We start from the raw sequence: 23,376 nt of genomic DNA, 5'->3' as shown, positions 1-23,376 counted from the left end.
CTTCGGCCGCCCTGTGCGGACGCGGAGAATCCGCTCCCGCCTGCGTCCGGCCCCTCGCGTCACGCCGGTTCGCGTGCCTGCGACGGCCCCTCGCCGTACTCCCGGCCGGCGCCCGTGGCACCCGCCTGGGCCGTGCCCGGCGCGGGCGACGCGGCGATCATCGGGGGCAGCATCGGCGCCGCCACGAAAGTGGAGGGCAGCGCGGGGGAGTTCTCCCGGCCCGCGTTGGCGATGACCACCGCCACATAGGGCAGCAGCACCCCCAGGGCGAGCGTCACGATCGCGATCGGCCGCTGTACGTTCCACAGGGCAACCGTCGCGACCACGGCGAGCGTCCGCACGCTCATCGAGATCACATACCGGCGCTGCCGGCCGCGTACGTCATCGGCCAGTCCCGTACGGGCCCCGGTGATCCGGAAGACCTCGGCACCGCTCTGCTTCCGCATCACGTTCCACCACCCGATTTCGTGCCGCCGGACTCTTTACGGACTTCCCCGGACCGGACACCCTCACGGTACGCCGACCGTGCGGCGGCCACGAGAGGGGGTCACCCGCAGGCGTGACCGGTGTTCCTCACCCGCCCCGTCGACGCGTCTCGTCGCGCCCCGTACAGCCGCGTCCGACATGCGCCGTATGGCCGACCGACACAGACTGGCCCTCATGCGCACATCGCGCCGCGTGAGGAGGCGACCATGGGTTGGTTGTGGGTCATCATCGTGGGCCTGGTGCTCGGCCTGATCGCCAAAGCGATCATCCCGGGCAAGCAGAACATCCCCCTGTGGCTGACGATCCTGTGCGGCATCCTGGGCAGCGTGCTCGGCAACGCCGTCGCCGGCTGGCTCGGTGTCGCGAACACCAAGGGCGTCGACTGGACCCGGCATGTGCTCCAGCTCATCGGGGCCGTCATCGTGGTCGCGCTGGTCGCCAAGGTCTGGCACGCGATCCGCGGCAACAGAGGCGCGGCGGGCACCCGCGAGCGCATCTGACGGGCACCCGCACGCGTATCCGACGGACAGCGCCGCAGCCGACTGGCGGCACCGCGTCCGACGGACAGCGCCGCGGCCGGGCGCGCGGACCACCGTCCGCACACCCGGCCGCGGCCCGGGCACCCTCGGATTCAGCCGGCCGTGACCTCGATCGCGGCCAGGTTCTTCTTCCCGCGGCGCAGCACCAGCCAGCGGCCGTGCAGCAGCTCCGTACGATCCGGAACCGCCTCACCGTCCACGACCTTGACGTTGTTCACGTACGCCCCGCCCTCCTTGACGGTCCGCCGCGCCGCCGACTTGCTCGGCGCCAGACCCACCGCGGCGAGCAGATCCACCACCGACGCCGGCTCCGTGACCTCGGCACGCGGCACCTCGGAGAGCGCCGCGCCCAGCGTCGCCTCGTCCAGCCCCGTCAGCTCGCCCTGGCCGAACAGCGCCCGGGACGCCGAGATGACCGCCGCGCACTGCTCGGCGCCGTGCACCAGCGTCGTCAGCTCCTCCGCCAGCGCCCGCTGCGCGGCGCGCGCCTGCGGACGGCTCGCCGTGGCCTCCTCCAGCTCCTCCAGCTCCTCGCGGCTCCGGAAGCTGAGGATGCGGCTGTACGCGGAGATGTCGCGGTCGTCCACGTTCAGCCAGAACTGGTAGAACGCGTACGGCGTGGTCATCGCCGGGTCGAGCCAGACCGCCCCGCCCTCCGTCTTGCCGAACTTGGTGCCGTCCGCCTTCGTCATCAGCGGCGTCGCCAGCGCGTGCACCTCGGCGCCCGGCTCCAAGCGGTGGATCAGGTCCAGACCGGCGGTGAGGTTGCCCCACTGGTCGCTGCCGCCCTGCTGGAGGACGCAGCCGTACCGCCGGTACAGCTCCAGGAAGTCCATGGACTGGAGGAGCTGGTAGCTGAACTCGGTGTAGCTGATGCCCTCGTCGGACTCCAGCCGGCGGGCGATCGAGTCCTTCGTCAGCATCCTGTTGACACGGAAGTGCTTCCCGATGTCCCGCAGGAACTCGATCGCGGACAGCCCCGCGGTCCAGTCCAGGTTGTTGACCATGGTCGCCGCGTTCGGCCCCTCGAAGGAGAGGAACGGCTCGATCTGCGACCGCAGCCGCTCCACCCAGCCGGCCACCGTCTCCGGATCGTTCAGCGTCCGCTCGGCGGTCGGCCGCGGGTCACCGATCTGCCCGGTGGCCCCGCCCACCAGCGCCAGCGGCCGGTGCCCGGCCCGCTGGAGCCTGCGCACGGTCAGCACCTGCACCAGATGGCCCACGTGCAGGCTGGGCGCGGTGGGGTCGAAACCGCAATAGAACGTGACGGGACCGTCCGCGAGCGCCTTGCGCAAGGCGTCCTCGTCGGTGGACTGGGCGAAGAGCCCGCGCCACTTCAGGTCGTCGACGATGTCCGTCACGGTCGTTTCGCTCCTCGGATGGTGCACGCGTGGATGGTGCGGCGTCGAATCGGTCGAATCATCAGTCTATGGCGGTCACACACCCTGGCTGACCGAGCTCATGTTGAAATCGGGGACGCGCAGGGCGGGCATCGCGGCCCGGGTGAACCAGTCGCCCCACTCCCGCGGCAGTGTCTTCTCCGTACGGCCGGCCTCCGTGGCCCGCGACAGCAGATCGACGGGCGACTCGTTGAACCGGAAGTTGTTCACCTCGCCGACCACCTCACCGTCCTCGACCAGATAGACGCCGTCCCTGGTCAGCCCCGTGAGCAGCAGCGTCGCCGGATCGACCTCACGGATGTACCAGAGGCAGGTCAGCAGCAGCCCGCGCGAGGTGCCCGCGACCATCTCGTCCAGCGAGCGCTCGCCGCCCGCGTCCAGGATCAGATTGCCGATCCCTGGCGCGACCGGGAGCCCGGTCAGACCGGCGCTGTGCCGGGTGGTGACCAGCCGGTCCAGGGTGCCGCCGCGCACCCACTCCGTCGGGGCGAGCGGCAGCCCGTTGTCGAAGACGGAGGCGTCGTCGCCGGAGGCGTGCGCGATCACGAACGGCGCGGACTCCAGGCCCGGCGCGTACGGGTCGCTGCGCAGCGTGAGCGGCAGCTCCGACAGCTTCTCCCCGACGCGGGTACCGCCGCCCGGCAGCGAGAAGACCGTACGGCCCTCCGCCGCGTCCCGGGCCGTGGACGACCACAACTGGTAGATCAGCAGATCGGCCACGGCGGTCGGCGGCAGCAGCGTCTCGTACCGCCCCGCGGGCAGCTCCACCTTCCGCTCGGCCCAGGCCAGGCGACGGGCCAGCTCGGCGTCGAGGGCGGCCGGGTCCACATCCCGGAAGTCACGCGTGGCCCGCCCCGCCCAGGCGGAGCGCGAGCGGTCGGGCGACTTCGCGTTCAGCTCCAGCGTGCCGCTCGGCTGGTCGTGGCGCAGCCGTACGCCCGTCGACGTACCGAGATACGTCGAGGTCAGCTCGTGGTTCGCGAACCCGTACAGCTCACGGCCGCCGGCCCGGGCCCGTGCGAAGGACTCGCCGAGCGCCGGCGCGAACTCCGCGAAGACGGCGGAGGTCGTCTCGGCGGGCGCCTCCGTGAAGTCCCCTGACACCTGGCCCCCACCGACCAGGGGCTGCGCGTCCTCGGCGGGCCCGGCACCCCGCGCGGCGGCCTCGGCGGCCCGTACCAGCGGCTCCAGGTCGTCGGCGGTGACGGCGGAGCGCGACACGACCCCGGAGGCGGTGCCCTGCGCGCCGTCCACGGTCGCGATGACGGTGAGCGTACGGCCCCGGGTGACGCCGTTGGTCGTCAGCGCGTTGCCCGCCCAGCGCAGGTTGGCGGAGGACTGCTCATCGGCGATGACCACGCAGCCGTCGGCGGTGGACAGTTCGAGGGCGCGCTCGACGATCTCGTGCGGCTTGCCGACACGGTTCGTGGGGGACGTCGGGGAAGTCATCGTCCGGCCTCCTGCGTGGTGTTGAGGATGTTGACGCCGCGGAAGAGCGCCGACGGGCAGCCGTGGGAGACCGCCGCCACCTGGCCCGGCTGCGCCTTGCCGCAGTTGAAGGCGCCGCCCAGGACATACGTCTGCGGTCCGCCGACCGCCTCCATCGAGCCCCAGAAGTCCGTGGTCGTCGCCTGGTAGGCGACATCGCGGAGCTGGCCGGCCAGCTTGCCGTTCTCGATCCGGAAGAACCGCTGGCCCGTGAACTGGAAGTTGTAGCGCTGCATGTCGATCGACCACGACCGGTCGCCGACCACATAGATCCCGCGCTCCACCCCGCCGATCAGATCCTCCGTGGCGAGCCCGCCCGGATCCGGCCGCAACGACACGTTCGCCATGCGCTGCACGGGGACGTGCCCCGGCGAATCGGCGTACGCGCAGCCGTTCGACCGGCCGAGACCGGTGAGCTTCGCGATCCGCCGGTCGAGCTGGTAGCCGACGAGCGTGCCCTCCCTGACCAGGTCCCACGACTGCGCCTCGACGCCCTCGTCGTCGTACCCGATCGTGGCGAGCCCGTGCTCGGCCGTGCGGTCACCCGTCACATTCATCACCGAGGAGCCGTACGCCAACGTCCCGAGCTGGTCGAACGTGGCGAAGGACGTCCCCGCGTACGCCGCCTCGTACCCCAGCGCCCGGTCCAGCTCGGTGGCGTGCCCGATCGACTCGTGGATCGTCAGCCACAGGTTGGACGGGTCGACGACCAGGTCGTACGTACCGGCCTCGACGCTCGGCGCCCGCATCTTCTCCGCGAGCAGCCCGGGGATGCGCTCCAGCTCCGTGTCCCAGTCCCAGCCGGTCCCGGTCAGATACTCCCAGCCCCGGCCGACCGGCGGCGCGATCGTCCGCATCGAGTCGAACTCGCCGCTCTTGCCGTCGACCGCGACCGCCGTGAGCTGCGGATGCAGCCGCACCCGCTGCTGGGTGGTGACGGTGCCCGCCGTGTCCGCGTAGAACTTGTTCTCGTGGACGGTGAGCAGCGAGGCGTCCACATGCGCCACGCCCTCCGCCCGCAGCAGCCGCCCGCTCCACTCGGCGAGCAGCGCCGCCTTCTCCTCGTCCGGCACGTCGAACGGATCGATCTCGTACGCCGACACCCAGGTCTTCTCGGCGTGCACCGGCTCCTCGGCCAGCTCCACCCGCTCGTCGGACCCGGCGGCGGCGATCACCTTCGCGGACAGCTTGGCCATCTCCACGGCCTGCCCGGCGACCCGCGCCGCCGCGTCCATGCTCAGATCCACCCCGGACGCGAACCCCCAGGCCCCGCCGTGCACCACCCGGACCGCGTACCCGAGATCGGTGGTGTCGGAGGACCCGGCGGGCTTCCCGTCCCGCAACCGCCAGGCCGCGCCGCGCACCCGCTCGAACCGGAAATCCGCGTGCTGCGCACCGAGCGCCCGCGCCCGCGCGAGCGCGGCGTCGGCGAGCGCCCGCAGCGGCAGCGCCAGGAAGGACTGATCTACCTCGTGGGGCACGTGCTGCCTCTCCTTCTCGCACTCTGGTATCTGGTGATACGGAGTGAACCATGCCGCGCGGGGCCCGGGTCTGGCCACTCGATTCCGATGCGCGGAAGCGTGAGGTTCGGCTCGATCGCCGGAGCTGACGGCGTAACATGCGGCGGCCGTCACGCCGCCGCGCTCAGAGCTCCCCGGTGATCACGCCGCTGCGGAACGCGGCCCACTCGGTGGCGGTGAAGCGCAGGGGTTCGCGCTGGGGGTTCTTGGAGTCACGTATGGCTCTGCCGCCGCCCGGGATCTCGGCGACCTCGACGCAGTTGTTCTCCGCTCCGCTGGCAGAGGACTTGCGCCAGGAGACCACCGAGAGATCGTGTCCATACAGCGGCGCCTTGGGTCTGTTCACTGCTGGTGGCCTTCTTCCATCTGCGCGATGCGGGCGATCGAGTCCTCCGTCGACAGCGCTGTCGCGCGGATCCGCTCGAAAGCCTTGGCGAAGGGGGTCGCCTCGTCACCTTCAACGTAGGTCTCACCGCTGAGATTTTCCAGCAGAACCACATCGGGTGTGGGGCCAGGGAAGCTGACCATGCTGAAGCCGCCCACAACCCCTGGGTGAGTGGTCGAGTCCAGCGGCATCAACTGCACGGTCACGTTGGGTAGTTCGCTGGCGTCGAGCAGGCGGCGAAGCTGGTCACGCATAGCGGTCGGACGCATGGCGAAACGCTGATGAAGCGTTGCCTCATGGATGATCGCCCAGAGCTCCAGTGGCTGCCCGGGCCTGGTGAGTACGGACTGCCGCGCCAGTCGTACTTCGGCGAGTGCGGAGACCTCCTCCGCCGTGCGGAAGGTCGTGATCCCCGCGATGTTCTCGCGCGCGTAGGCGGCACTCTGCAACAGGCCGGGGATCACCAACGGCGACCACTCACAGATGTGTGAGGCATCGGATTCCAGCGAGATGTAGTCCGCGTAGGCGGGAGACACGATGCCGCTATAGGTCTGCCACCACCCTTTCTTGCCCGCGTCCTTGGCGAGGTTGTCCAGCGCGGTGAGCACCTCGGGGTCGGTCTCGCCGTAGACCTTGAGCAACGCGGCGACATCGACGGGGCGGATGGACTGGCTGGCGCTCTCGATCTTCGACAGCTTGGGGCCCTTCCACCCCATGGCCTTGGCGGCCGTTTCGAGCGTTAGCCCCGCGTCGTTGCGCAGCCGCTTGAGTGCTGTGCCAAGGCGCCGACGCCGGATCGTGGGGACCAGTGGAGAGTTGGGCATGCCCGAAGTGTGCATCGGGCATGGCGGCTCAACCGCCAACTTGGAGCCCACATCACCCGATCGGGTAGAAAATTTGCCGTCCGCCAAGAAAATGGTGCACCCTCGGTCCGTGGTCGCTCAGTGCATGCGGGCGACCGCAGGGTGTTACCTCGCTCGGTGCCATGACGCGCCGCCTACGGCTGGAGGCTCCAGGAACCTCAACCCGCCCCCCACCTTCCCGTCCGCGCCCACTCCCCACCCCGGCGCCACTCTCGGCCACTACCTCACCCCCAACCCCACCGGTTTCTCCCTCCACATGTCCGCCTCCCCGCGCAACCTCCGCGCCGTACGCGGGCTCACCGAGGCGACCCTCCGCAACGCGGGCGTCAGCCCGGACGGCGTGGACTGCGCGCAGCTCGTCCTCGCCGAGCTCTACAGCAACGCCGTCAACGCCTGCGGCGACTACGTACCGCTCGTCGCAGAGGTGGAGGCGGGCGCGGCCGGCGTCTGGGTCCGGCTGCACGACCCGGACCAGAGCCGGATGCCCTGGCATTCCGGCGTGGCCATGAGCGACCCCGAAGCCGAGTCGGGGCGCGGGTTGCGGATCGTGGATGTGCTCGCGCCCGGCTGGGACGTGCTGCGGACTCCTGTCGGCAAGCAGATCCGCTGCCTGCTTCCGCTCGACTGACGGTGGGGGCAACCGTGACGCGACCCGCCCGGTGTCGTTAAGGGAAACGTACTTCCGGGAAATGTGCTTCCTTGAACGGGAGCCCGCTGAACAGGGGAGAGGCCCGTGAAGCAGGGACGGCGCCGGCTCGCGAAACCGGACGACATGTTCGACCGGGACTGGGAGTGGAGCGAGCTGACGGCCTTCGCGTCCGACCCCGGGCCCGAGGCGACCATGGCCGTCGTGTCCGGTCGGCGCAGGCAGGGCAAGTCGTTCCTGCTCGACGCGCTCGCCCGGGCCGGTGACGGCTTCTACTTCTGCGCGTACGAGGCGACGGAGGCCGAGTCGCTGCGCCGCTTCGGTGACGAGCTGGCCCAGTACACGCGAAGCGCCGCCCCGCTGAGGTTCGACGGCTGGGAGGCGGCCGTCGACGCCCTGTTGGCGCTCGGGCGGGAAGGGCCCCTTCCGGTGGTGATCGATGAGTTCCCCTATCTCGCGCGCCATTCGCCCTCGCTGCCCTCCGTACTTCAGGTGGCGTACGGGCCGCGCCGCCCGGAGCGCCGGGAGTCCAGGACCCGGCTGCTGCTGTGCGGCAGCTCGCTCGCCTTTATGGGCGGGCTGCTCAGCGGCACGTCGCCGTTGCGTGGCCGGGCGAGCCTGGAACTGGTCGTGCACCCGCTTGACTTCCGCAAGGCGGCGGAGTTCTGGGGCATCGACGATTCCCGGCTCGCGGTGCTCGTCCACTCCGTGGTCGGCGGCACTCCTGCCTACCGCCGTGAGTTCGTACGGGACGACACCCCGTCCGGCATCGAGGACTTCGACGCGTGGATCTGCCGCACCGTGCTCTCGCCGAGCTCGCCCCTCTACCGGGAGGCGCGCTATCTGCTGGCCGACGAATCCGATCTGCGGGACCGGGCGATCTATCACTCCGTGCTGTCGGCGATCGCCTCGGGGAACTGTACGTCCGGCCGTATCGCGAGCTTCCTCGCCCGGCCCACCGGCGACATCACGCACCCGTTGACCGTGCTCCAGGACTGCGGTCTGGTGCGTCGGCAGACGGACGCCTTCCGCAAGAACCGGAGCATCTACCAAGTCGCCGAACCACTGATCCACTTCGACCACGCCATCGTCCGTCCGAAGATCCCGTTGCTCGACCGGGGCATGGCCGAGACCGCCTGGCGGAGCGGCGGGCAGCGCTTCTTCCCCGGTGTGGTCGGGCCCCACTTCGAGCAACTGTGCCGGGACTGGGTCGCCCACTTCGCCGCACCCGAGACCTTCGGAGGCATGCCCATCGACGTCTCCTACGGCACGGTCTCCGACCCGGCGAAGCGCACCTCGTACGAAGTCGATGTGGTCGCCCACGGGGCGGTCGGCCAGGACAACGGAGTGCTGCTGTCCGTCGGTGAGTGCAAGTGGGACCAGAGAATGGGGATCGGGCATCTCGAACGGCTGTGGATGATTCTGCGGCTGCTGGCCGAGCGGGGCACCGATGTGACGCAAGCCCGGCCCGTCTGCTTCAGCGCTGCCGGGTTCACCCCCGAACTGCGCGCGGCGGAGCGGCGTGGCGAGGTCGTTCTGGTGGGGCTGGAGCGGTTGTACGGCGGTGAGTGAAACCGATCGGCGAATCCAGGGCCGGGGATCGGGACCGTAGCAGTCGTGTCACCCGCACGAGGGCACTCCGACCCATCGTGCGGTGCGTGCCGATTGACATCGCTACGGTGGAAGGCATGTCCCGTAAGAGTCGTTCCACCACGCGAAAGCGTGTCCCCGCGCCCCGCCCGGTCCGCCGTTTCTACACCGCCGCCGAGGCCGCCGCCGAGATGGAGGCGGACGCCGAGCGGTATCCGGAACGGCGCGAAGAGCTGCTGCACGATGCCGCCGGTGAGTGGAGCGAGGCCGGGGAGTACGGCCGGGCGGTCGCCCTGTACGAGCGGCTGCTCGCGGAGGGCCCTGCGGCTCCCGAGCTGACCGAGGCGTTCCGCATCAGTGCGTTGTGGGACGCCGGGCGGGAGACGGAGGCGCGGGCGGCGGCCGCTCTGCTGCGCCGGAGCCGTATCGAGGACGCGGGAGCCTGGAACGTCGTGGCCGAGTTGTTCGAGGCCAAGGGTGAGTACCGGGTCGCCGCCGAGTGGTTCACGGCGGGTATCACCCAGGCGCTCGGGGCGACGACCCCGCTGGCCTCGGCGGCCGACCTGGTGACCGGTGAGGACGACGTGGACATGCTGGTGACCGGGCGCCACCGGGTGCGCCGGAGGCTCGGGGAGCCGCACGACGACGGCGACGAACTGGCCCATGAGCTGCACCAGGGGCGGGGCGGTTTCTTCGGCGAGTTGCGTTCGCTCGACGAACTCCACGACCCCCGGCGGATGGACGCCACCTGGAAGAACGATCCCGAGATGATGCGGGAGGAGATGCTGTTGCTTGAGGAAGCGGCGGCTCGGGCCGACGCGCGCGATGCGGCCGCTGCCCGGCCGCGGACGGTGATGACGTGCGTGCTCTTCTGGCCCGAGGTGGAGTTCGGACGACTGCTCGACACCTGGCCGGCGGTGGCCGACGAATACGGAACCGAGCACGCCGGGCATCTTCGGCAGGTCGAGCGGACCCTGCGGGGCCTCTCCGACCAGGGAGACGTCCGGCTCGCCGTCGGACAGGGCTCCCTGGCGGATCTTGACGAGTACGCGCGTGGCCAGAACTCGTCGCCGGCCGCCCCTGCCACCCGGTCCGCGTACGCCGCCGAACTGGCCAGGATCGGGCACGCCGACGCCTGGCCGCCGCCGCGCAACGGTCTCTGCTGGTGCCGGTCCGGACGCAAATACAAGAAGTGCTGCGGCAACCCGGCGCTCTCCTGATATCTCCCCCCGGCCTGATACATCCCTGTCCTGACAACGCCCCTGTCCCGGTCCTCGGCCGTCCCGATCCTCCACTGCCCCGGTCCCGGCCGATACCGGACGCGGCGTCCCCCGTTTCTGTAGGGACCCGACAGGGAGGACCCCGAGGCGCTGTCAGGGGGCGAGTCCCCGTGGGCCGGGTGGGACCTATAGGTTTCACAGGTACCAGACCCCTTGAGGAAAGGCTGATCCGTTGAGCCGCTCGGTTCTCGTCACCGGAGGAAACCGGGGCATCGGCCTCGCCATCGCCCGTGCCTTCGCCGACAACGGCGACAAGGTCGCCATCACCTACCGCTCCGGCGAGCCGCCGCAGGCGCTCACCGAGCTGGGCTGCCTGGCGGTCCGCTGCGACATCACCGACAGCGAGCAGGTGGAGCAGGCATACAAGGAGATCGAGGAGAAGCACGGTCCCGTGGAGGTGCTGGTCGCCAACGCCGGTATCACCAAGGACCAGTTGCTCATGCGGATGTCCGAGGAGGACTTCGCGTCCGTCCTCGACACCAACCTCACCGGCACCTTCCGCGTCGTCAAGCGCGCCAACCGCGCGATGCTGCGCGCCAAGAAGGGCCGGGTCGTACTGATCTCGTCCGTGGTCGGGCTGCTCGGCTCGGCGGGGCAGGCGAACTACGCCGCGTCCAAGGCCGGTCTGGTCGGGTTCGCCCGCTCCCTCGCCCGTGAGCTGGGTTCGCGGAACATCACCTTCAACGTCGTCGCGCCCGGCTTCGTCGACACCGACATGACGAAGGTACTCACCGACGAGCAGCGCGCGGGCATCGTCTCGCAGGTGCCGCTCGGCCGCTATGCGCAGCCGGAGGAGATCGCCGCGACGGTGCGGTTCCTCGCCTCCGACGACGCCTCGTACATCACTGGAGCCGTCATTCCCGTTGACGGCGGATTGGGCATGGGTCACTGATCACATGAGTGGAATCCTCGCCGGCAAGCGCATTCTCGTGACGGGCGTCCTCACGGAGTCCTCCATCGCCTTCCAGGCCGCCAAGGTGGCCCAGGAGGAGGGCGCGGACGTCATCCTCACCGGCTTCGGCAGGCTCACGCTCGTCGAGCGCATCGCCAAGCGGCTGCCCAAGCCCGCCCCGGTCATCGAGCTGGACGTCACGAACCAGGAGCACCTGGACGGGCTGGCCGACAAGATCCGTGAGCACCAGGGCGAGGGCGCCTCCCTCGACGGCATCGTGCACTCGATCGCCTTCGGGCCGCAGGGCGCCTTCAACTTCCTGGAGGGGAGCTGGGAGGACGTCTCCACGGCGGTGCACGTCTCGGCGTACTCCTTGAAGTCGCTCACCATGGCCTGCCTGCCGCTGATGGGGCGTGGCGGCTCGGTCGTCGGCCTCACCTTCGACGCGCAGTTCGCCTGGCCCAAGTACGACTGGATGGGCGTCGCCAAGGCGGCCCTGGAGTCCACCAACCGCTACCTCGCCCGTGATCTGGGTGCGCGGAACATCCGCTGCAACCTGATCTCGGCCGGTCCTCTCAAGTCGATGGCGGCCAAGTCGATCCCGGGCTTCGAGACCTTCGCGGACGTCTGGAACGAGCGCGCCGCGATCAGCTGGGACCTCTCGGACCCGGAGCCGGCCGGCCGTGGCGTCGTCGGTCTGCTGTCGGACTTCTTCCCGAAGACGACCGGCGAGATCGTCCACGTCGACGGCGGCGTGCACATGATGGGCGCCTGACGCGCATCTGGTGACGGTGTCGAGGAAGCCGCGTGTCCCGGCCGGGCGCGCGGCTTCCGTGTTTCCGTTCTCCCGTTTCCCCGCGGCTCTTCCCCGAGTCGAAAAGAGCGGCTCTTCCCCGCACACTGGGCGGGACGGCTCATGACGGAGCCGCCCCTACGGCTCTGCCCGGCCGGGGGAGGAGGAGTCCGTATGCGTCCGCAGCGCCGCCGTACGGCCGTTCTCGTGGCGGTCGCGCTGACGGCCTCGGCGTTCGCGGTCGCCGCCGACCGCCCCGGCCGGGACCGCCCTGCCCCCGACCGGTTCCACGCCACCTGCCGTACGGACATCCAGGGCTCCCGCGCCGTCGCGTACTGCCACAACCCGTATCCCGAGACGGACCGGGTCCGGCTGCACGTGGACTGCGCGCGCTGGTGGGACATCGACGCCGTGGGCGGGCCCGTGGACATCGGTGCCGCCGGATACGTCCGGCTCGCCGACCGGTGCTGGAAGGAGATCAGATCGGTGCGGGTCAGCCACGAACGCCCGTGACCAGGCAGTGCCGGGTGTAGCTCGCCGCCTCGGCCGCCGCCGTCTCCGTGTCGCCCGCCCGGATCGCCGCCACCAGCCGCGCGTGGTCCATGTGGTTCTCGGGGCGCAGCTCCCGGCCCACGTCCTCCCGTAGCCAGTCGCGCAGCAGATGGCCCAGGTCCGCGTAGAGCGCGGTCATCACGTCGTTGTGCGACGCGGCGACGACGGCGAGATGGAGCGTCGCGTCCGCCGCCACGAACCGGTCCGCGTCCCCGGCGGCCCATGCCTCCTCGCGTCGGGCGAGGAGCGTGTCGAGACGGCGCAGATCGTGTTCCGTACGGCGCTGGGCGGCCAGCCGCGCGGCCGAGGACTCCAGCGTGGTGCGCAGCTCGGCGATGTGCAGCGGGTCGGCCCCGGCGAATCTGCGGTGCATCACGCCGGCCAGCTCGCTGGTCGCGACGACGTACGTCCCCGAGCCCTGCCGGATGCTGAGCAGCCCGTTGTGGGCGAGCGCCCGGACCGCCTCGCGGACGGTGTTACGGGCCACGCCGAGCTGTTCGACCAGCTCGGGCTCGGTCGGGATGCGTGAGCCCACCGGCCACGCGCCCGACGTGATCTGGTTCCGCAGCTCGGTGATCACCTGATCGGAGAGCGCGGAGCGCCGGGGAGAGGTCAGTGCCATGGTGCTCCTGGTCTCGGAGAAGGACAGTGTCCCGCGGACGGAGAACAAAACATCCCATCATTCTATGATGGCCCCATGTCCGACGAGCCGCACACCTCTCTCCACCCGCGGACCGGGCGCATACCGGCGTCCGCGCCCGCCGCCCTTTCCGTCCCCGCCGTCCCCTCCGTCCCCTCCGTCCCCGCCGTCCCCTCCGTGTCGTCCGCGACGTCCGGGTCGTCTTCGAAGTGGCGCACCCGGCTTCTGGTCGCCGGACTCGTCCTCGCCGCCCTCAACCTCCGCCCCGCCATCACCAGCCTCGGCGCCCTCCTCGAAGAGGTACGGGACGGGCTGCACATGAGCGGCACCCTCGCGGGCGTCCTCACCTCCGTACCGCCGCTCTGCTTCGCCGTCTTCGGCTTCGCCGCGCCCCGGCTGGCGCGCCGCTTCGGGCCCGGTGCCGTCGTCCTCGCCGGGATGGTGGCGATCACCGCCGGAGTGGCGCTCCGCCCCTTCGCCGGCGGTACGGCGGGCTTCCTCGCCGCCAGCGCCTTCGCGCTCATGGGGATCGCGGTCAGCAATGTGCTGATGCCGGTGATCGTCAAGCGCCACTTCCCCGACCGGGTCGGCACCATGACCGGCCTGTACTCCATGGGCCTGGCGCTCGGCACCGCCGCGGCGGCAGCCGTGACCGTCCCGATGACCCAGGCGCTGGGCGGCAGTTGGCGTACGGGGCTGGGCGTGTGGGCGGTGCTCGCCGCTGTCGCCGTACTGCCGTGGGCCGGCCTGGCGCGCGACCGTTCCACGGCCGCCTCCGGCTCCCCGGCGGCCGGCTCGGGTACGGGGGCGGGGGCGGCGCCGGGCGGCAGTGCGGCCCCCGGTCTCCGGCTCGGGCGCAGCCGTACGGCGTGGGCCCTCGCCTGCTTCTTCGGCCTCCAGGCCACCGGCGCGTACATCACCATGGGCTGGATGCCGCAGATCTTCCGCGACGCCGGGGTCCCGGCGGGCACGGCGGGGCTGCTGCTCGCCGTGACCATGGTAATGGGGGTGCCGCTGGCCTTCGTGATCCCCCGGGTGGCCACCCGTATGAGCAACCAGGGGCCGATCGTCGTCGCCCTGGGGTTCTGCGGGCTGACCGCCTACACCGGGCTCTATCTCGCACCGGCCGGGGGAGCGTGGGTCTGGGCCGTGCTGCTGGGCGTCTCCAACTGCGCGTTCCCGCTGGCCCTCACCATGATCGGCCTGAGGTCGCGGACCGGCGCCGGGGTCGTACGGCTCTCCGCCTTCGCCCAGAGCACCGGCTACCTGATCTCGATCCCGGGCCCGATGCTGGTGGGAGTGGTGTACGAGTACTCCGGCGGCTGGGGGCTGCCGATCGGGCTGATGGCGGCGTTCCTCGTGCCGCAGATGGTGATGGGTGTCGTCGCGGGGCGGGACCGGACGATCGAGGACGAGACGCGGATGCGAGACTGACCGTATGCCAGTCCTTGACCCGAACCCTCAGAACGGCCAGCGGAAACTGCTGCTCGTCTTCGGCACGATCATCGGCATCATGGTGATCATCAGCATCATCGCGACCATCGCCAGCCCCTGACCGTCCGCCGTCGTGACATCCCGGGGTGGGGCTGGCACCCCCATCCCCTAGGGGGCCTGGGTCAGGGTCAAGTGGGTGGGTCACCGGATGGGAACCGGGCCTCGCGATCCGTAGCGTTGAGGCATCACGGATCACCGACCGATTCGATCACCGACCGATTCGCAGACCTCCGGAGGCGGCCATGCCGGCCCGTACCCACTCCCGGCCCTACTCCCCGGCTTCCTCCGGCGGCGTCGACATCCGGCTGCCGTGGTGGTCCGTCGCCCTGCCCTCCATAGCCTTCGTGGTCCTGTTCGTGCTGATGGCGGATCCCGGCCAGGCGCACGCCGCGACCGCCGACCCCACGGTCGGCCGGATCCTGGAACACCTGCATCTGACCCTGGCCCGGTAGTACCGGTCAGCGCCGACGGCGCCGTTCACCCGTGCCGGGTGAGCACGTCAACACCCTGCGCCCGCTGGCTCATTTCATGCGAAGCTGGAAAGCATGAGCGTCGAAACACCCCGCAGGATCGTCCTCCTCCGGCACGCCAAGGCCGACTGGCCCGATGTGGCGGACCACGAAAGGCCGCTCGCGGACCGGGGCCGTGCGGATGCCCCCGTCGCGGGCCGTGAGCTGGCCGCGACGGGTATCGCCTTCGATCTGGCTCTCTGCTCGACCGCGGCGAGAACGCGAGAGACCTGGAAACTGGCGGTGGCGGAGCTGCCGCAGCGCCCCAGGACCGTCTACGAGGACCGGCTGTACGAAGCCGGCCTCGGCGAACTGATCGCCGTCGTCAACGAGGTCCCCGACGATGTGCGCGACCTTCTTCTCATCGGCCACAACCCCGTGACGCACGCCCTCGCCGACGCCCTCGCGGGTGCGTCGGAGGGTGACACGCTCGCCCGGATGAACCGCAGCGGCTTCCCCACCGCGGCCTTCGCCGTCCTCACGTTCGACGGGAGCTGGAAGTCGGTGGAGCACGGCGTGGCGACGCTCACCGCGTTCTGGACGCCCCGCGGCTGACCCGCGGGGCTCGCGCCCCCGGGCGGCGGCGTGCGGCTCCGTCCGTACGGACGGGGAAGGCCCCGGCGGGGGATCCGGTGCGTTCACCGGCTCCCCGCCGGGGCCTTCCTTCCCTCCGGTCCCGCCGCCCCTTGCCGTATGTCTCCGCCGGGGGCTTCTCCGCTGAGGCTCAGCCCGCGCGGCCGTCCCGCGGGCCCGGCTCGGCCGGCTCTTCGAGGCCGTCCTCACCGTCCGCGATCTCGACCTCTTCCCGCGTGATGCCCAGCAGATAGAGCACGGTGTCCAGGAACGGTACGTTCACCGCCGTGTGGGCGGCCTTGCGTACCACCGGTTTGGCGTTGAAGGCCACACCGAGCCCGGCCGCGTTCAGCATGTCGAGGTCGTTCGCGCCGTCACCGATGGCGACCGTCTGTGCCAGGGGCACCCCGGCCTCGGCCGCGAACCGGCGCAGCAGCCGGGCCTTGCCCGCCCGGTCGACGATCTCGCCCACGACCCGTCCCGTGAGCTTTCCGTCCACGATCTCCAGGGTGTTGGCGGCGGCGAAGTCCAGCCCGAGCTGTACCTGGAGGGCGTCGGTGACCTGTGTGAATCCGCCGGACACCACGCCGACCTGGTAGCCGAGCCGCTTGAGCGTACGGACCAGGGTGCGGGCGCCGGGGGTGAGCCGTATCTCGGCCCGCACCTTCTCCACCACCGACGCGTCGAGCCCGGCGAGCAGGGCGACCCGGGCGTGCAGGGACTGCTCGAAGTCCAGCTCACCGAGCATGGCCCGGGCGGTCACCTCGGCGACCTCGTCCTCGCAGCCGGCGTGCGCCGCGAACATCTCGATGACCTCGTCCTGGATCAAGGTCGAGTCCACATCCATGACCACCAGCCGCTGGGCCCGGCGGTGCAGTCCGGCCGAGATGACGGCGACATCCACCCCGATCTCGGCCGCCTCGGTGGCGAGGGCGGTGCGCAGCGGTTCGGTCTCCACACCGGACACGGCGAACTCGACCGCCGTGACCGGGTACTTCGCGAGCCGGAAGATCCGGTCGATATTGCCGCCGGTCGCGGTGATGCTGGCGGCTATGGCCGCCGTCGACTCGGCGGTCAGCGGATTTCCGAGGACGGTGACATGCGAACGGCCACTTCCGCGCGGCCGGTTGTCGCCCGTGCCGGAGATGATCTCGGCCTGGAGTTTGAGGGATTCGGTCCAACTGTGCACGGTGGCCCGCAGCTCGCCCTCGCCGGCACCGCCCGGGGCCGGAGCGGTGACGAGTGCGCACAGGACGATACGGCCACGGGTGACGACCTGCTCGATGTCGATCACGTCGACGGAGAAGGCGGCGAGAGTGTCGAAGAGCCCGGCGGTGATCCCCGGGCGGTCTTTCCCGAAGATCTTGACGAGGAGGGTCGGGACGTCGGAGTTCAAACGGGGCTGAGGTGCGCTCATGGTGGTTCCACCGTATCGGGCGGGGCGCGGAAACCGGCCAGCCGTCCCGCGTACCGGACAGCGATCATGTGGTGATGGAGGGGATGACCTGCGCATACAGTGTGCCGACGGGGTAAGGATCACCATCCGGCGTGCCGTACGGACCCTCGGGCGCACCGGAGGTAACCGACGTACCGGATTCCATGACTCCGGTACCGCCGTATCGGCCGGTTCTCGAATGGCAAGAAAACGACGGTTGAATCGCGTCTTCGCGCTGTAGGGCATGGCCGCGGACGCCCTTTCCGACGGGCGCCGAGAAAGCGCGCACGGCGACGGATACCCGGACCACCCCGCTGTTTTGTCGGTGTTGTTGCTCTCCATGGCCCTTTGTTCCCCACCGACAGCCCCTCCGTGGGGGGCTGTTACACGCTTGTGCCGATATGGCACACGGCCTGACTTTCAAAGACGGGAGTGAGCCTGAAATAGTTCCTCACGATGTTCGCCATCCCTGGACTCCCTGCGATGGGGGAAACTCGGGGGACAACTAGTGGGGCATGGAGTGCCGGAACTCGTACTGGAATTGAACGGAAGGACCTGGACGCTCGATCCGTCCAGGTCGTACACCCTCGGCCGCGATCCACAGGGCGACCTCGTGATCGACGACGCCCGGGTCTCGTGGCGTCACGCCACCGTGAAGTGGGGAGGCCGTGGCTGGGTCATTGAGGATCACGGCAGCACCAACGGCACCTATGTAGAGGGCCGGCGCATTCAGCAGATGGAGATAGCCGTCGGCTCCGCCGTCCATCTCGGCAACGCCACCGACGGCCCGCGCGTGACGCTCACCGGAGCGGGCGCGCACAGCGCGCAGGGCGCGGCGCCTCAGCAGGCGGGGGCCCAGCAGGCGGGGCCCCACCAGGCACCGGCCCAGCAGGGCTGGCAGCAGCCCCAGCAGCAGGCCGCCCCGCCGCAGCAGGGCTGGCAGCAGGCACAGGTCCAGGCCCAGGCGGCCCCCGTACCCCAGCAGGCCCAGGCTCAGGCTCAGGCCCCCGCACCGCACTATGTGCAGCAGGCGCCTCAGTCACCGAGGCCACAGCAGCCACAGGGTGGTGGCGCGGGCGGCGCGGCGGGGGCCCCGTCCGCGTACGGGGACCGCAGCCCGACCACCTTCCACCAGTTCTCCCTCGGCCGTGTGATGCGCATCGGCCGTGCGCTGGAGAACGAACTGGTCGTCTCCGACCTCCAGGTCTCGCGTCACCACGCCGAGTTCACGGCGACCCCCGACGGCCGCTTCGAGATCCACGACCTCGGATCCCACAACGGCACCTACGTCAACGGTCAGCCGATCGCCAAGTCCGGCACCGTGCTCCTCGGCCCCAACGACATCGTCGGTGTCGGTCACTCCACCTTCCGGCTGGTCGGGGACCGGCTCGAAGAGTTCGTCGACACCGGTGAGGTCTCCTTCTCGGCCCGCCATCTCACGGTGACCGTCGACGGCGGCAAGCAGATCCTCAAGGACGTCTCCTTCGGCGTCCCCGAGAAGTCGCTGATCGCGGTCATCGGTCCCTCGGGATCCGGCAAGTCCACCCTGCTCAAGGCGCTCACCGGCTACCGCCCCGCCGACCAGGGCGATGTCCTCTACGACAACCGGAACCTGTACAAGCAGTTCGCCGAGCTGCGCCAGCGCATCGGTCTCGTTCCGCAGGACGACATCCTGCACAAGGAGCTGACCGTCAAGAAGGCGCTCAAGTACGCGGCCAAGCTCCGCTTCCCCGGTGACACCGCCGAGGCCGAGCGCGAGGCCCGTATCGGCGAGGTGCTGGGCGAGCTGAAGCTCGACATCCACAAGGACAAGAAGATCACCTCGCTCTCCGGCGGTCAGCGCAAGCGCGTGTCCGTCGCCCTGGAGCTGCTCACCAAGCCCTCGCTGATCTTCCTGGACGAGCCGACCTCCGGCCTCGACCCGGGCATGGACCGCGATGTCATGCAGCTTCTGCGCGGCCTCGCCGACGACGGCCGTACGGTCCTGGTGGTCACCCACTCGGTGGCCGAGCTGAGCATCTGCGACAAGCTGCTCGTGATGGCGCCAGGCGGCTCCGTCGCGTACTTCGGCCCGCCGGAGGAAGCGCTCAACTTCTTCGGCTACAGCACCTGGGCCGATGTCTTCTCGGCCTTCGAGAACTACCGCGACTACGACTGGGCGGGCCGCTGGCGCGGCTCCCAGCACTACCAGATGTACGCCGCGGACATCGACTCCGTCGCCGCCCAGTCGGTCCGCACGCCGCCGCAGCAGTTGCGCCCGCCGAAGGCCCAGAGCTGGGGCTCCCAGCTCTGGACCCTGATACGCCGCTACTCCTCGGTGATCGCCTCCGACAAGGGCTTCATGGGGCTGATGCTGATCCTGCCCGCGGTGCTCGGTGTGGTCAGCGTCGTGATCCCGGCCAAGTTCGGCCTCGGACCGCCCGAGGCCCCGGCCCGGTTCAACAGCGCCGCGGGCACGATCATGCTCATCCTCACCGTCGGCATGTGCTTCTCGGGCGCGGCCAACTCCGTACGTGAACTGATCAAGGAGAGGGTGATCTACGAACGGGAACGGGCCACCGGCCTCTCCCGTTCCGCCTATCTGATGTCCAAGGTGATCACACTCGGTGTGATCACCGCCTTCCAGGGCGTCATCATCTGCGGTATCGGCTTCGCGCCCCGCGTGCTGCCCGAAGAGGGCCTGATCATGCCGCCGGCCGTCGAGATCTGCCTGGTCGTGATCGCCCTCGGCTTCACCTCGATGATGTTCGGCCTGGTCATCTCCTCGCTGGTGAAGACCTCCGAGAAGACGATGCCGCTCCTCGTCATGTTCGCGATCGTCCAGGTCGTGTTCACGGGCGTCCTCTTCCAGCTCTACGACTCGCCGGGGCTGGAACAGCTCGCCTGGCTGATGCCGTCCCGCTGGGCCATCGCCGGCGCGGGCACGACCCTGGACCTCGCGCACCTGATGGCGCCGTGGGACATCAACGACCCGACGAACCTGGACCCGCTGTGGGAGCACGCGGCGGGCCAGTGGGTCCTGAACATCTCGGTCCTGCTGCTGATCGGGGTCGTCTGCGGCTTCGCGGTCGCGCGGCTGCTGCGCCGTCACGAGCCCGAGGTCATGCGCAAGTGACCGTACGGTGATGCACCGGAACGCGCCGGAGGGCGGCATCCCCGTGGTGGGGGTGCCGCCCTCCGGCGTTCACTGCCCGGATCGCTCCGTGCGTGTCCGTGCGGATCAGTACGCGCTGTTGACGTTGTCCATCGAGCCGTACTTGTCCGCGGCGTAGTTGCACGCGGCCACGATGTTCGAGACCGGGTCGTAGATGTTATTCGGCGTGCCCTTGACGTGGTACGTCTTGAAGGTCGGCGGGATCACCTGGAGCAGACCCTTCGAGGGGATGCCGTTCTGGGCGTTGATGTCCCAGTTGTTGATCGCGTTCGGGTTACCGCTCGACTCACGGATGACGTTGCGGTGGATCCCGTTGTAGCTGCCCGGGATGCCGTGCTTCTTCATGATGGCCAGCGACTCACGGATCCAGCCGTCCAGGTTGTTCGGGTAGACCGGCTTGCGCACGGTCGAGCGGCTGGCGGACGTGGTCTTGGCGCGCTTCTTCGCCTCGGCCTTCGCCTTTGCCTCGGCCTTGGCCTTCGCGGCGGCCTTGGCCTTGGCCTCGGAGTCGGCCTTGGAGACGCTGGTGCTCTTGACCTGGGCCGCGCCGTCGAGCGCGTTCGCGTGCTGCTTGGCGACGATCGCGTGCACGGTCGATGCCTGGGTGTTGTCCGTCGCCGACTTCCACGCCACGTGCGTGGCGGCGGAGGTCTTGGCCTGGGCCTCGGGCTTGGCCTCGGCGGCGCCGTGGCCCCCGGGGACGAGGGTGAACGTCAGAGCCGCGGCTCCGGCGGCTGCGACGCCGGCGATCGATGCCCGATGGGTCTTGTTCAGACGGCTGAGGCCAGGGGTGCGTGACGAGAACATAGAGACGTACCTCTTCGAATAGCGGGAGTCGCGGAGGCCGGACGGCCAGCCATCTCGGCGGCGACGTCGGCAATTGTTAGCGGCCGCAAAATGCCCTGGCAAAGGTGTGATGTACGACCCCGGATAGTGCGAAGGGGCGCCGGGAAGGCGCCCCAATGTCCCGTTATGCCGTGCTCACGCGGCCCTTATCCGTCGACTAATCCCGCTCGTAAGTGATGTGGGTCCTATGCCGGGGCTCACATCGGGCCCCCTGCGACCTGACCGCGTGTTGCTCCCGCAATCCGGAGCGTGAGCGATTTCCGGGCAACAGGAGATGGACGTCCCCGAACTCGTGCCAGAGGTAGCCGCGGCGCAGCGCCGCCTCGTAGCCCCTGGTCAGAGCGGTCGGCCCGGCGATCGCCTCCAGCATCAGCAGATGCGAGGCCGCGGGCTCGTGCAGCCCGGTCAGCAGCCCGTCGACCACCCGCACCCCGCGCCGGGGCGTCACCACCAGGTCCGTCCAGCCGGAGGCCGCCCGCACCACCCCGTCCGGCCCCGCCGCCGACTCCAGGGCGCGCACCGCCGTCGTACCGACCGCGACGACCGCGCCGCCGCCCGCCACCGCGGCGTTCACCAGCCGCGCCGTCGGTTCCGGCACCGCGAAGCGCTCCGGGTACGGCGGCTCGTGCGCCTCCGCCGACGCCACCCCCGTGTGCAGGACCAGCGGCGCGAACCGCACACCCCGGCTCACCAGCTCGTCCTAGCCCCGCGGTGAAGGGCCGCCCCGCGCTCGGCATCTCCGCCGAGCCGCCGCCGCCGGGGGAGGGGAGCGCGAAAACCGTCTGGTACGCGGAGAGCGGCTGGTCCCGCTCCGTGTACCCGTACCGGATGTGGCGGCCGTGGCGGCCCAGCAGCCCCGGCACATCGGCGCCCGGGGTCCGCGCCCACCAGAGCCTGGCCCCCGCCGGGTCCAGCGGCTCCTCCAGGACGAGCTGCGCCCCGCCCGGCAGCCGTACGACCGTCCCCGCCCGGCCGCCCGGGCGGGGCAGTGTCACCCCCGTCCCGGCCTCCGTCGCAGCCGGGCCGCGCGGGGTCCGCAGCTCGACCGCCCACCGGCCGTCGTCACCCCGCGTCGAGAAGTGCGCGACAACCCGTTCGCCGCCCGGCTCCGGGCCGATCCGCCCGTCGACCGCCGCGGGCAGCGTCGCCGACGTGTTGACCACCAGGACGTCCCCGGCCCGCAGCAGCCCCGGCAGCTCCCGGAAGACGTGGTGGCTCACCCGGGTCCCCCGGGACACCAGCAGCCGTACGTCGTCCCGGCCCGCCCCGCGCTGCTCCGCCGGCACCCGCGCCGACAGCTCCTCGGGCATGTCCGGCAGCCTCATGCCGTCCCCTCCAGCAGCGCGGGCGCCGCGTACCGGCCGCTCACCGGCCGCCGCTCCAGCAGCCGCAGGAAGCCGGGCACCACCACCTCGGGCGCCGGACGCGGGTCCGGGTCGTCCGGCACGGCCGCCGCGTACAGATCCGTCGCCATGTCCCCCGGATCGACCGCCCACACCCGCAGCCCCGGCTCCTCGACCGCCAGCACGGCCGCGAGGTGGTCCAGCGCCGCCTTGGACGCCCCGTACCCGCCCCAGGTCTCGTACGCCTCCGCCGCCGCGTCCGAACTGACCGCGATCACCGCCCCCGCCGCGCTCTCCCGCAGCAGCGGCAGCGCCTCCTGCACCAGCCCGAGCGCCGCCACCACATTGGTCTCCAGCGCCGCCCGCAGCCCTGCCAGAGTGAGCGCGTCCAGCCGTACCAGCGGCTCCGCGCCCAGCGCGCTGGCATTGCTCACCACCAGGTCCAGCGAGCCGAGCCCCGCCGCCGCGGCCACCAGCTCCGCGCGGTGCGCGGCGTCCGTCACATCCCCGGCGAGCGCCACCACCCGCGTCCCGTGCGCCCCGGCCGCCCGGGCCGTCCCCTCCAGTACGCGCGCGGTCCTGGCGTCCAGCACCAGATCCCAGCCGCGCCGGGCCAGCCCCTCGGCCAGCGCGCGCCCCAGCCCCTTCGACGCCCCCGTGACGACCGCTACCGGCATGACATCCGCTCCTTCGCGTCGGCGATCCCGGCCACCGGCCACCTACGACTCCCGACCTGGGATCTGCGGCCTGTGACGCGTCCACCGTAGGAACGCCGGCGCCCCAGCCGCCTCGTACGCGGGTCCGAACCCGCACGGGCATTTCGGTCTGGTCCGCGGCGCCCGGGTCCTAGGCCCAATACCGGTGCTTTAGGACTTCATCCGTGGGGTTGGGGCCGTTTTGGTGGGTTGGACGAGGGTGACGGCGGGGATGGCTGGGCGAGGTGGGTTG

Annotated in this window: 22 protein-coding genes and 1 pseudogene; 12 read left to right on the top strand and 11 right to left on the bottom strand. The window is 70.6% G+C overall.

Annotated features, from left to right (window positions below):
* Window positions 1-59 precede the first annotated feature (59 nt).
* Entirely contained in the window at window positions 60-446 is a 387-nt protein-coding gene (locus tag ACIQ7D_RS32880) for a DUF3099 domain-containing protein (protein ID WP_403944009.1), read from the bottom strand.
* 246 nt (window positions 447-692) lie between these two features.
* On the opposite strand from ACIQ7D_RS32880, the gene ACIQ7D_RS32875 reads away from it, so the two are divergent.
* The gene (locus tag ACIQ7D_RS32875) at window positions 693-986 is read left to right on the top strand and encodes a GlsB/YeaQ/YmgE family stress response membrane protein (RefSeq protein WP_403944006.1); all 294 of its coding nucleotides are present in this window, start codon (window positions 693-695) and stop codon (window positions 984-986) included.
* A 131-nt stretch (window positions 987-1,117) separates the two neighbouring features.
* Here ACIQ7D_RS32875 and tyrS read toward each other — a convergent pair whose 3' ends face one another.
* The 5 genes from tyrS to ACIQ7D_RS32850 all read right to left on the bottom strand — a co-directional run bounded on the left by tyrS (window position 1,118) and on the right by ACIQ7D_RS32850 (window position 6,642).
* Window positions 1,118-2,386, bottom strand: coding sequence for a tyrosine--tRNA ligase (gene tyrS / locus ACIQ7D_RS32870; protein WP_403944005.1), 1,269 nt, complete (start codon window positions 2,384-2,386; stop codon window positions 1,118-1,120).
* Between the two features lie 75 nt (window positions 2,387-2,461).
* Entirely contained in the window at window positions 2,462-3,874 is a 1,413-nt protein-coding gene (locus ACIQ7D_RS32865) for a metallopeptidase TldD-related protein (RefSeq protein ID WP_403944003.1), read from the bottom strand.
* Window positions 3,871-5,394, bottom strand: coding sequence for a TldD/PmbA family protein (locus tag ACIQ7D_RS32860; protein WP_403944001.1), 1,524 nt, complete (start codon window positions 5,392-5,394; stop codon window positions 3,871-3,873). The genes ACIQ7D_RS32865 and ACIQ7D_RS32860 overlap by 4 nt, the downstream gene beginning before the upstream one ends.
* A 163-nt stretch (window positions 5,395-5,557) precedes the next feature.
* On the bottom strand, window positions 5,558-5,779 hold the full coding sequence (locus ACIQ7D_RS32855) for a DUF397 domain-containing protein (protein WP_403944000.1): 222 nt from the start codon (window positions 5,777-5,779) through the stop codon (window positions 5,558-5,560).
* The gene (locus tag ACIQ7D_RS32850) at window positions 5,776-6,642 is read right to left on the bottom strand and encodes a helix-turn-helix domain-containing protein (RefSeq protein WP_403943998.1); all 867 of its coding nucleotides are present in this window, start codon (window positions 6,640-6,642) and stop codon (window positions 5,776-5,778) included. Before ACIQ7D_RS32850 ends, ACIQ7D_RS32855 begins: the two co-directional genes overlap by 4 nt.
* Before the next feature lie 124 nt (window positions 6,643-6,766).
* Between ACIQ7D_RS32850 and ACIQ7D_RS32845 the strand changes: the two genes are divergently transcribed.
* The 6 genes from ACIQ7D_RS32845 (at window position 6,767) to ACIQ7D_RS32820 (ending at window position 12,395) form a co-directional block, all read left to right on the top strand.
* The gene (locus ACIQ7D_RS32845) at window positions 6,767-7,309 is read left to right on the top strand and encodes an ATP-binding protein (RefSeq protein ID WP_403943996.1); all 543 of its coding nucleotides are present in this window, start codon (window positions 6,767-6,769) and stop codon (window positions 7,307-7,309) included.
* A 105-nt stretch (window positions 7,310-7,414) separates the two neighbouring features.
* A complete protein-coding gene (locus ACIQ7D_RS32840) occupies window positions 7,415-8,899 on the top strand; it encodes an ATP-binding protein (protein ID WP_403943994.1) in 1,485 nt (494 codons plus the stop codon).
* Window positions 8,900-9,015: 116 nt separating this feature from the next.
* On the top strand, window positions 9,016-10,137 hold the full coding sequence (locus ACIQ7D_RS32835) for an SEC-C domain-containing protein (RefSeq protein WP_403943992.1): 1,122 nt from the start codon (window positions 9,016-9,018) through the stop codon (window positions 10,135-10,137).
* Window positions 10,138-10,369: 232 nt separating this feature from the next.
* Window positions 10,370-11,089, top strand: coding sequence for a 3-oxoacyl-[acyl-carrier-protein] reductase (gene fabG, locus ACIQ7D_RS32830; RefSeq protein ID WP_329826278.1), 720 nt, complete (start codon window positions 10,370-10,372; stop codon window positions 11,087-11,089).
* A 4-nt stretch (window positions 11,090-11,093) separates the two neighbouring features.
* Window positions 11,094-11,864 (top strand): enoyl-ACP reductase FabI, encoded by a 771-nt coding sequence (fabI, locus tag ACIQ7D_RS32825; RefSeq protein WP_403943989.1) that lies wholly within the window; start codon window positions 11,094-11,096, stop codon window positions 11,862-11,864.
* Window positions 11,865-12,056: 192 nt separating this feature from the next.
* Entirely contained in the window at window positions 12,057-12,395 is a 339-nt protein-coding gene (locus ACIQ7D_RS32820) for a hypothetical protein (protein WP_403943986.1), read from the top strand.
* On the opposite strand, the gene ACIQ7D_RS32815 is transcribed toward ACIQ7D_RS32820, so the two are convergent.
* Entirely contained in the window at window positions 12,376-13,056 is a 681-nt protein-coding gene (locus ACIQ7D_RS32815; protein WP_403943984.1) for a FadR/GntR family transcriptional regulator, read from the bottom strand. The two genes, ACIQ7D_RS32820 and ACIQ7D_RS32815, sit on opposite strands and share 20 nt — an antisense overlap.
* A 75-nt stretch (window positions 13,057-13,131) precedes the next feature.
* Between ACIQ7D_RS32815 and ACIQ7D_RS32810 the strand changes: the two genes are divergently transcribed.
* The 4 genes from ACIQ7D_RS32810 (at window position 13,132) to ACIQ7D_RS32795 (ending at window position 15,632) form a co-directional block, all read left to right on the top strand.
* Window positions 13,132-14,508 carry a CynX/NimT family MFS transporter gene (locus ACIQ7D_RS32810; RefSeq protein ID WP_403943982.1) on the top strand — a complete coding sequence of 459 codons (1,377 nt, stop codon included), beginning with the start codon at window positions 13,132-13,134 and terminating at the stop codon, window positions 14,506-14,508.
* Window positions 14,509-14,512: 4 nt separating this feature from the next.
* Entirely contained in the window at window positions 14,513-14,629 is a 117-nt protein-coding gene (locus tag ACIQ7D_RS32805) for an SGM_5486 family transporter-associated protein (RefSeq protein ID WP_283958703.1), read from the top strand.
* Window positions 14,630-14,810: 181 nt separating this feature from the next.
* Window positions 14,811-15,020: a hypothetical protein gene (locus ACIQ7D_RS32800; protein ID WP_403943980.1), complete on the top strand. Its 210-nt coding sequence runs from the start codon at window positions 14,811-14,813 to the stop codon at window positions 15,018-15,020.
* A 93-nt stretch (window positions 15,021-15,113) separates the two neighbouring features.
* A complete protein-coding gene (locus ACIQ7D_RS32795) occupies window positions 15,114-15,632 on the top strand; it encodes a SixA phosphatase family protein (RefSeq protein WP_403943978.1) in 519 nt (172 codons plus the stop codon).
* A gap of 169 nt (window positions 15,633-15,801) precedes the next feature.
* On the opposite strand, the gene serB is transcribed toward ACIQ7D_RS32795, so the two are convergent.
* On the bottom strand, window positions 15,802-17,067 hold the full coding sequence (serB, locus tag ACIQ7D_RS32790) for a phosphoserine phosphatase SerB (protein WP_403943975.1): 1,266 nt from the start codon (window positions 17,065-17,067) through the stop codon (window positions 15,802-15,804).
* A gap of 526 nt (window positions 17,068-17,593) precedes the next feature.
* On the opposite strand from serB, the gene ACIQ7D_RS32785 reads away from it, so the two are divergent.
* Window positions 17,594-20,200 (top strand): FHA domain-containing protein, encoded by a 2,607-nt coding sequence (locus ACIQ7D_RS32785; protein WP_403943972.1) that lies wholly within the window; start codon window positions 17,594-17,596, stop codon window positions 20,198-20,200.
* Between the two features lie 105 nt (window positions 20,201-20,305).
* On the opposite strand, the gene ACIQ7D_RS32780 is transcribed toward ACIQ7D_RS32785, so the two are convergent.
* The 3 genes and pseudogenes from ACIQ7D_RS32780 to ACIQ7D_RS32770 all read right to left on the bottom strand — a co-directional run bounded on the left by ACIQ7D_RS32780 (window position 20,306) and on the right by ACIQ7D_RS32770 (window position 23,105).
* Complete coding sequence (locus ACIQ7D_RS32780) at window positions 20,306-21,046, bottom strand: transglycosylase SLT domain-containing protein (protein ID WP_403943970.1); 741 nt, start codon at window positions 21,044-21,046, stop codon at window positions 20,306-20,308.
* Window positions 21,047-21,220: 174 nt separating this feature from the next.
* Window positions 21,221-22,395: pseudogene (locus ACIQ7D_RS32775) on the bottom strand (S-adenosylmethionine:tRNA ribosyltransferase-isomerase).
* An 11-nt stretch (window positions 22,396-22,406) separates the two neighbouring features.
* Entirely contained in the window at window positions 22,407-23,105 is a 699-nt protein-coding gene (locus ACIQ7D_RS32770; protein WP_403943967.1) for an SDR family NAD(P)-dependent oxidoreductase, read from the bottom strand.
* Window positions 23,106-23,376: the final 271 nt, after the last annotated feature.

The sequence above is a fragment of the Streptomyces sp. NPDC096310 genome (genome assembly GCF_044763125.1).
In the GTDB taxonomy this organism is placed as follows: Bacteria; Actinomycetota; Actinomycetes; order Streptomycetales; family Streptomycetaceae; genus Streptomyces.
This window is presented reverse-complemented; position numbering and strand designations above follow the sequence as displayed.

Excerpts from the sequence above, each read along its gene's own strand:
- serB (WP_403943975.1), bottom strand. The coding sequence starts at position 17,067 with ATGAGCGCACCTCAGCCCCGTTTGAACTCCGACGTCCCGACCCTCCTC.
- ACIQ7D_RS32800 (WP_403943980.1), top strand. The coding sequence starts at position 14,811 with ATGCCGGCCCGTACCCACTCCCGGCCCTACTCCCCGGCTTCCTCCGGC.
- ACIQ7D_RS32820 (WP_403943986.1), top strand. The coding sequence starts at position 12,057 with ATGCGTCCGCAGCGCCGCCGTACGGCCGTTCTCGTGGCGGTCGCGCTG.
- ACIQ7D_RS32845 (WP_403943996.1), top strand. The coding sequence starts at position 6,767 with ATGCGGGCGACCGCAGGGTGTTACCTCGCTCGGTGCCATGACGCGCCG.
- ACIQ7D_RS32850 (WP_403943998.1), bottom strand. The coding sequence starts at position 6,642 with ATGCCCAACTCTCCACTGGTCCCCACGATCCGGCGTCGGCGCCTTGGC.
- fabI (WP_403943989.1), top strand. The coding sequence starts at position 11,094 with ATGAGTGGAATCCTCGCCGGCAAGCGCATTCTCGTGACGGGCGTCCTC.
- ACIQ7D_RS32810 (WP_403943982.1), top strand. The coding sequence starts at position 13,132 with ATGTCCGACGAGCCGCACACCTCTCTCCACCCGCGGACCGGGCGCATA.
- ACIQ7D_RS32805 (WP_283958703.1), top strand. The coding sequence starts at position 14,513 with ATGCCAGTCCTTGACCCGAACCCTCAGAACGGCCAGCGGAAACTGCTG.
- ACIQ7D_RS32770 (WP_403943967.1), bottom strand. The coding sequence starts at position 23,105 with ATGCCGGTAGCGGTCGTCACGGGGGCGTCGAAGGGGCTGGGGCGCGCG.
- ACIQ7D_RS32835 (WP_403943992.1), top strand. The coding sequence starts at position 9,016 with ATGTCCCGTAAGAGTCGTTCCACCACGCGAAAGCGTGTCCCCGCGCCC.
- ACIQ7D_RS32880 (WP_403944009.1), bottom strand. The coding sequence starts at position 446 with ATGCGGAAGCAGAGCGGTGCCGAGGTCTTCCGGATCACCGGGGCCCGT.
- ACIQ7D_RS32875 (WP_403944006.1), top strand. The coding sequence starts at position 693 with ATGGGTTGGTTGTGGGTCATCATCGTGGGCCTGGTGCTCGGCCTGATC.
- ACIQ7D_RS32865 (WP_403944003.1), bottom strand. The coding sequence starts at position 3,874 with ATGACTTCCCCGACGTCCCCCACGAACCGTGTCGGCAAGCCGCACGAG.
- ACIQ7D_RS32795 (WP_403943978.1), top strand. The coding sequence starts at position 15,114 with ATGAGCGTCGAAACACCCCGCAGGATCGTCCTCCTCCGGCACGCCAAG.
- ACIQ7D_RS32815 (WP_403943984.1), bottom strand. The coding sequence starts at position 13,056 with ATGGCACTGACCTCTCCCCGGCGCTCCGCGCTCTCCGATCAGGTGATC.
- ACIQ7D_RS32780 (WP_403943970.1), bottom strand. The coding sequence starts at position 21,046 with ATGTTCTCGTCACGCACCCCTGGCCTCAGCCGTCTGAACAAGACCCAT.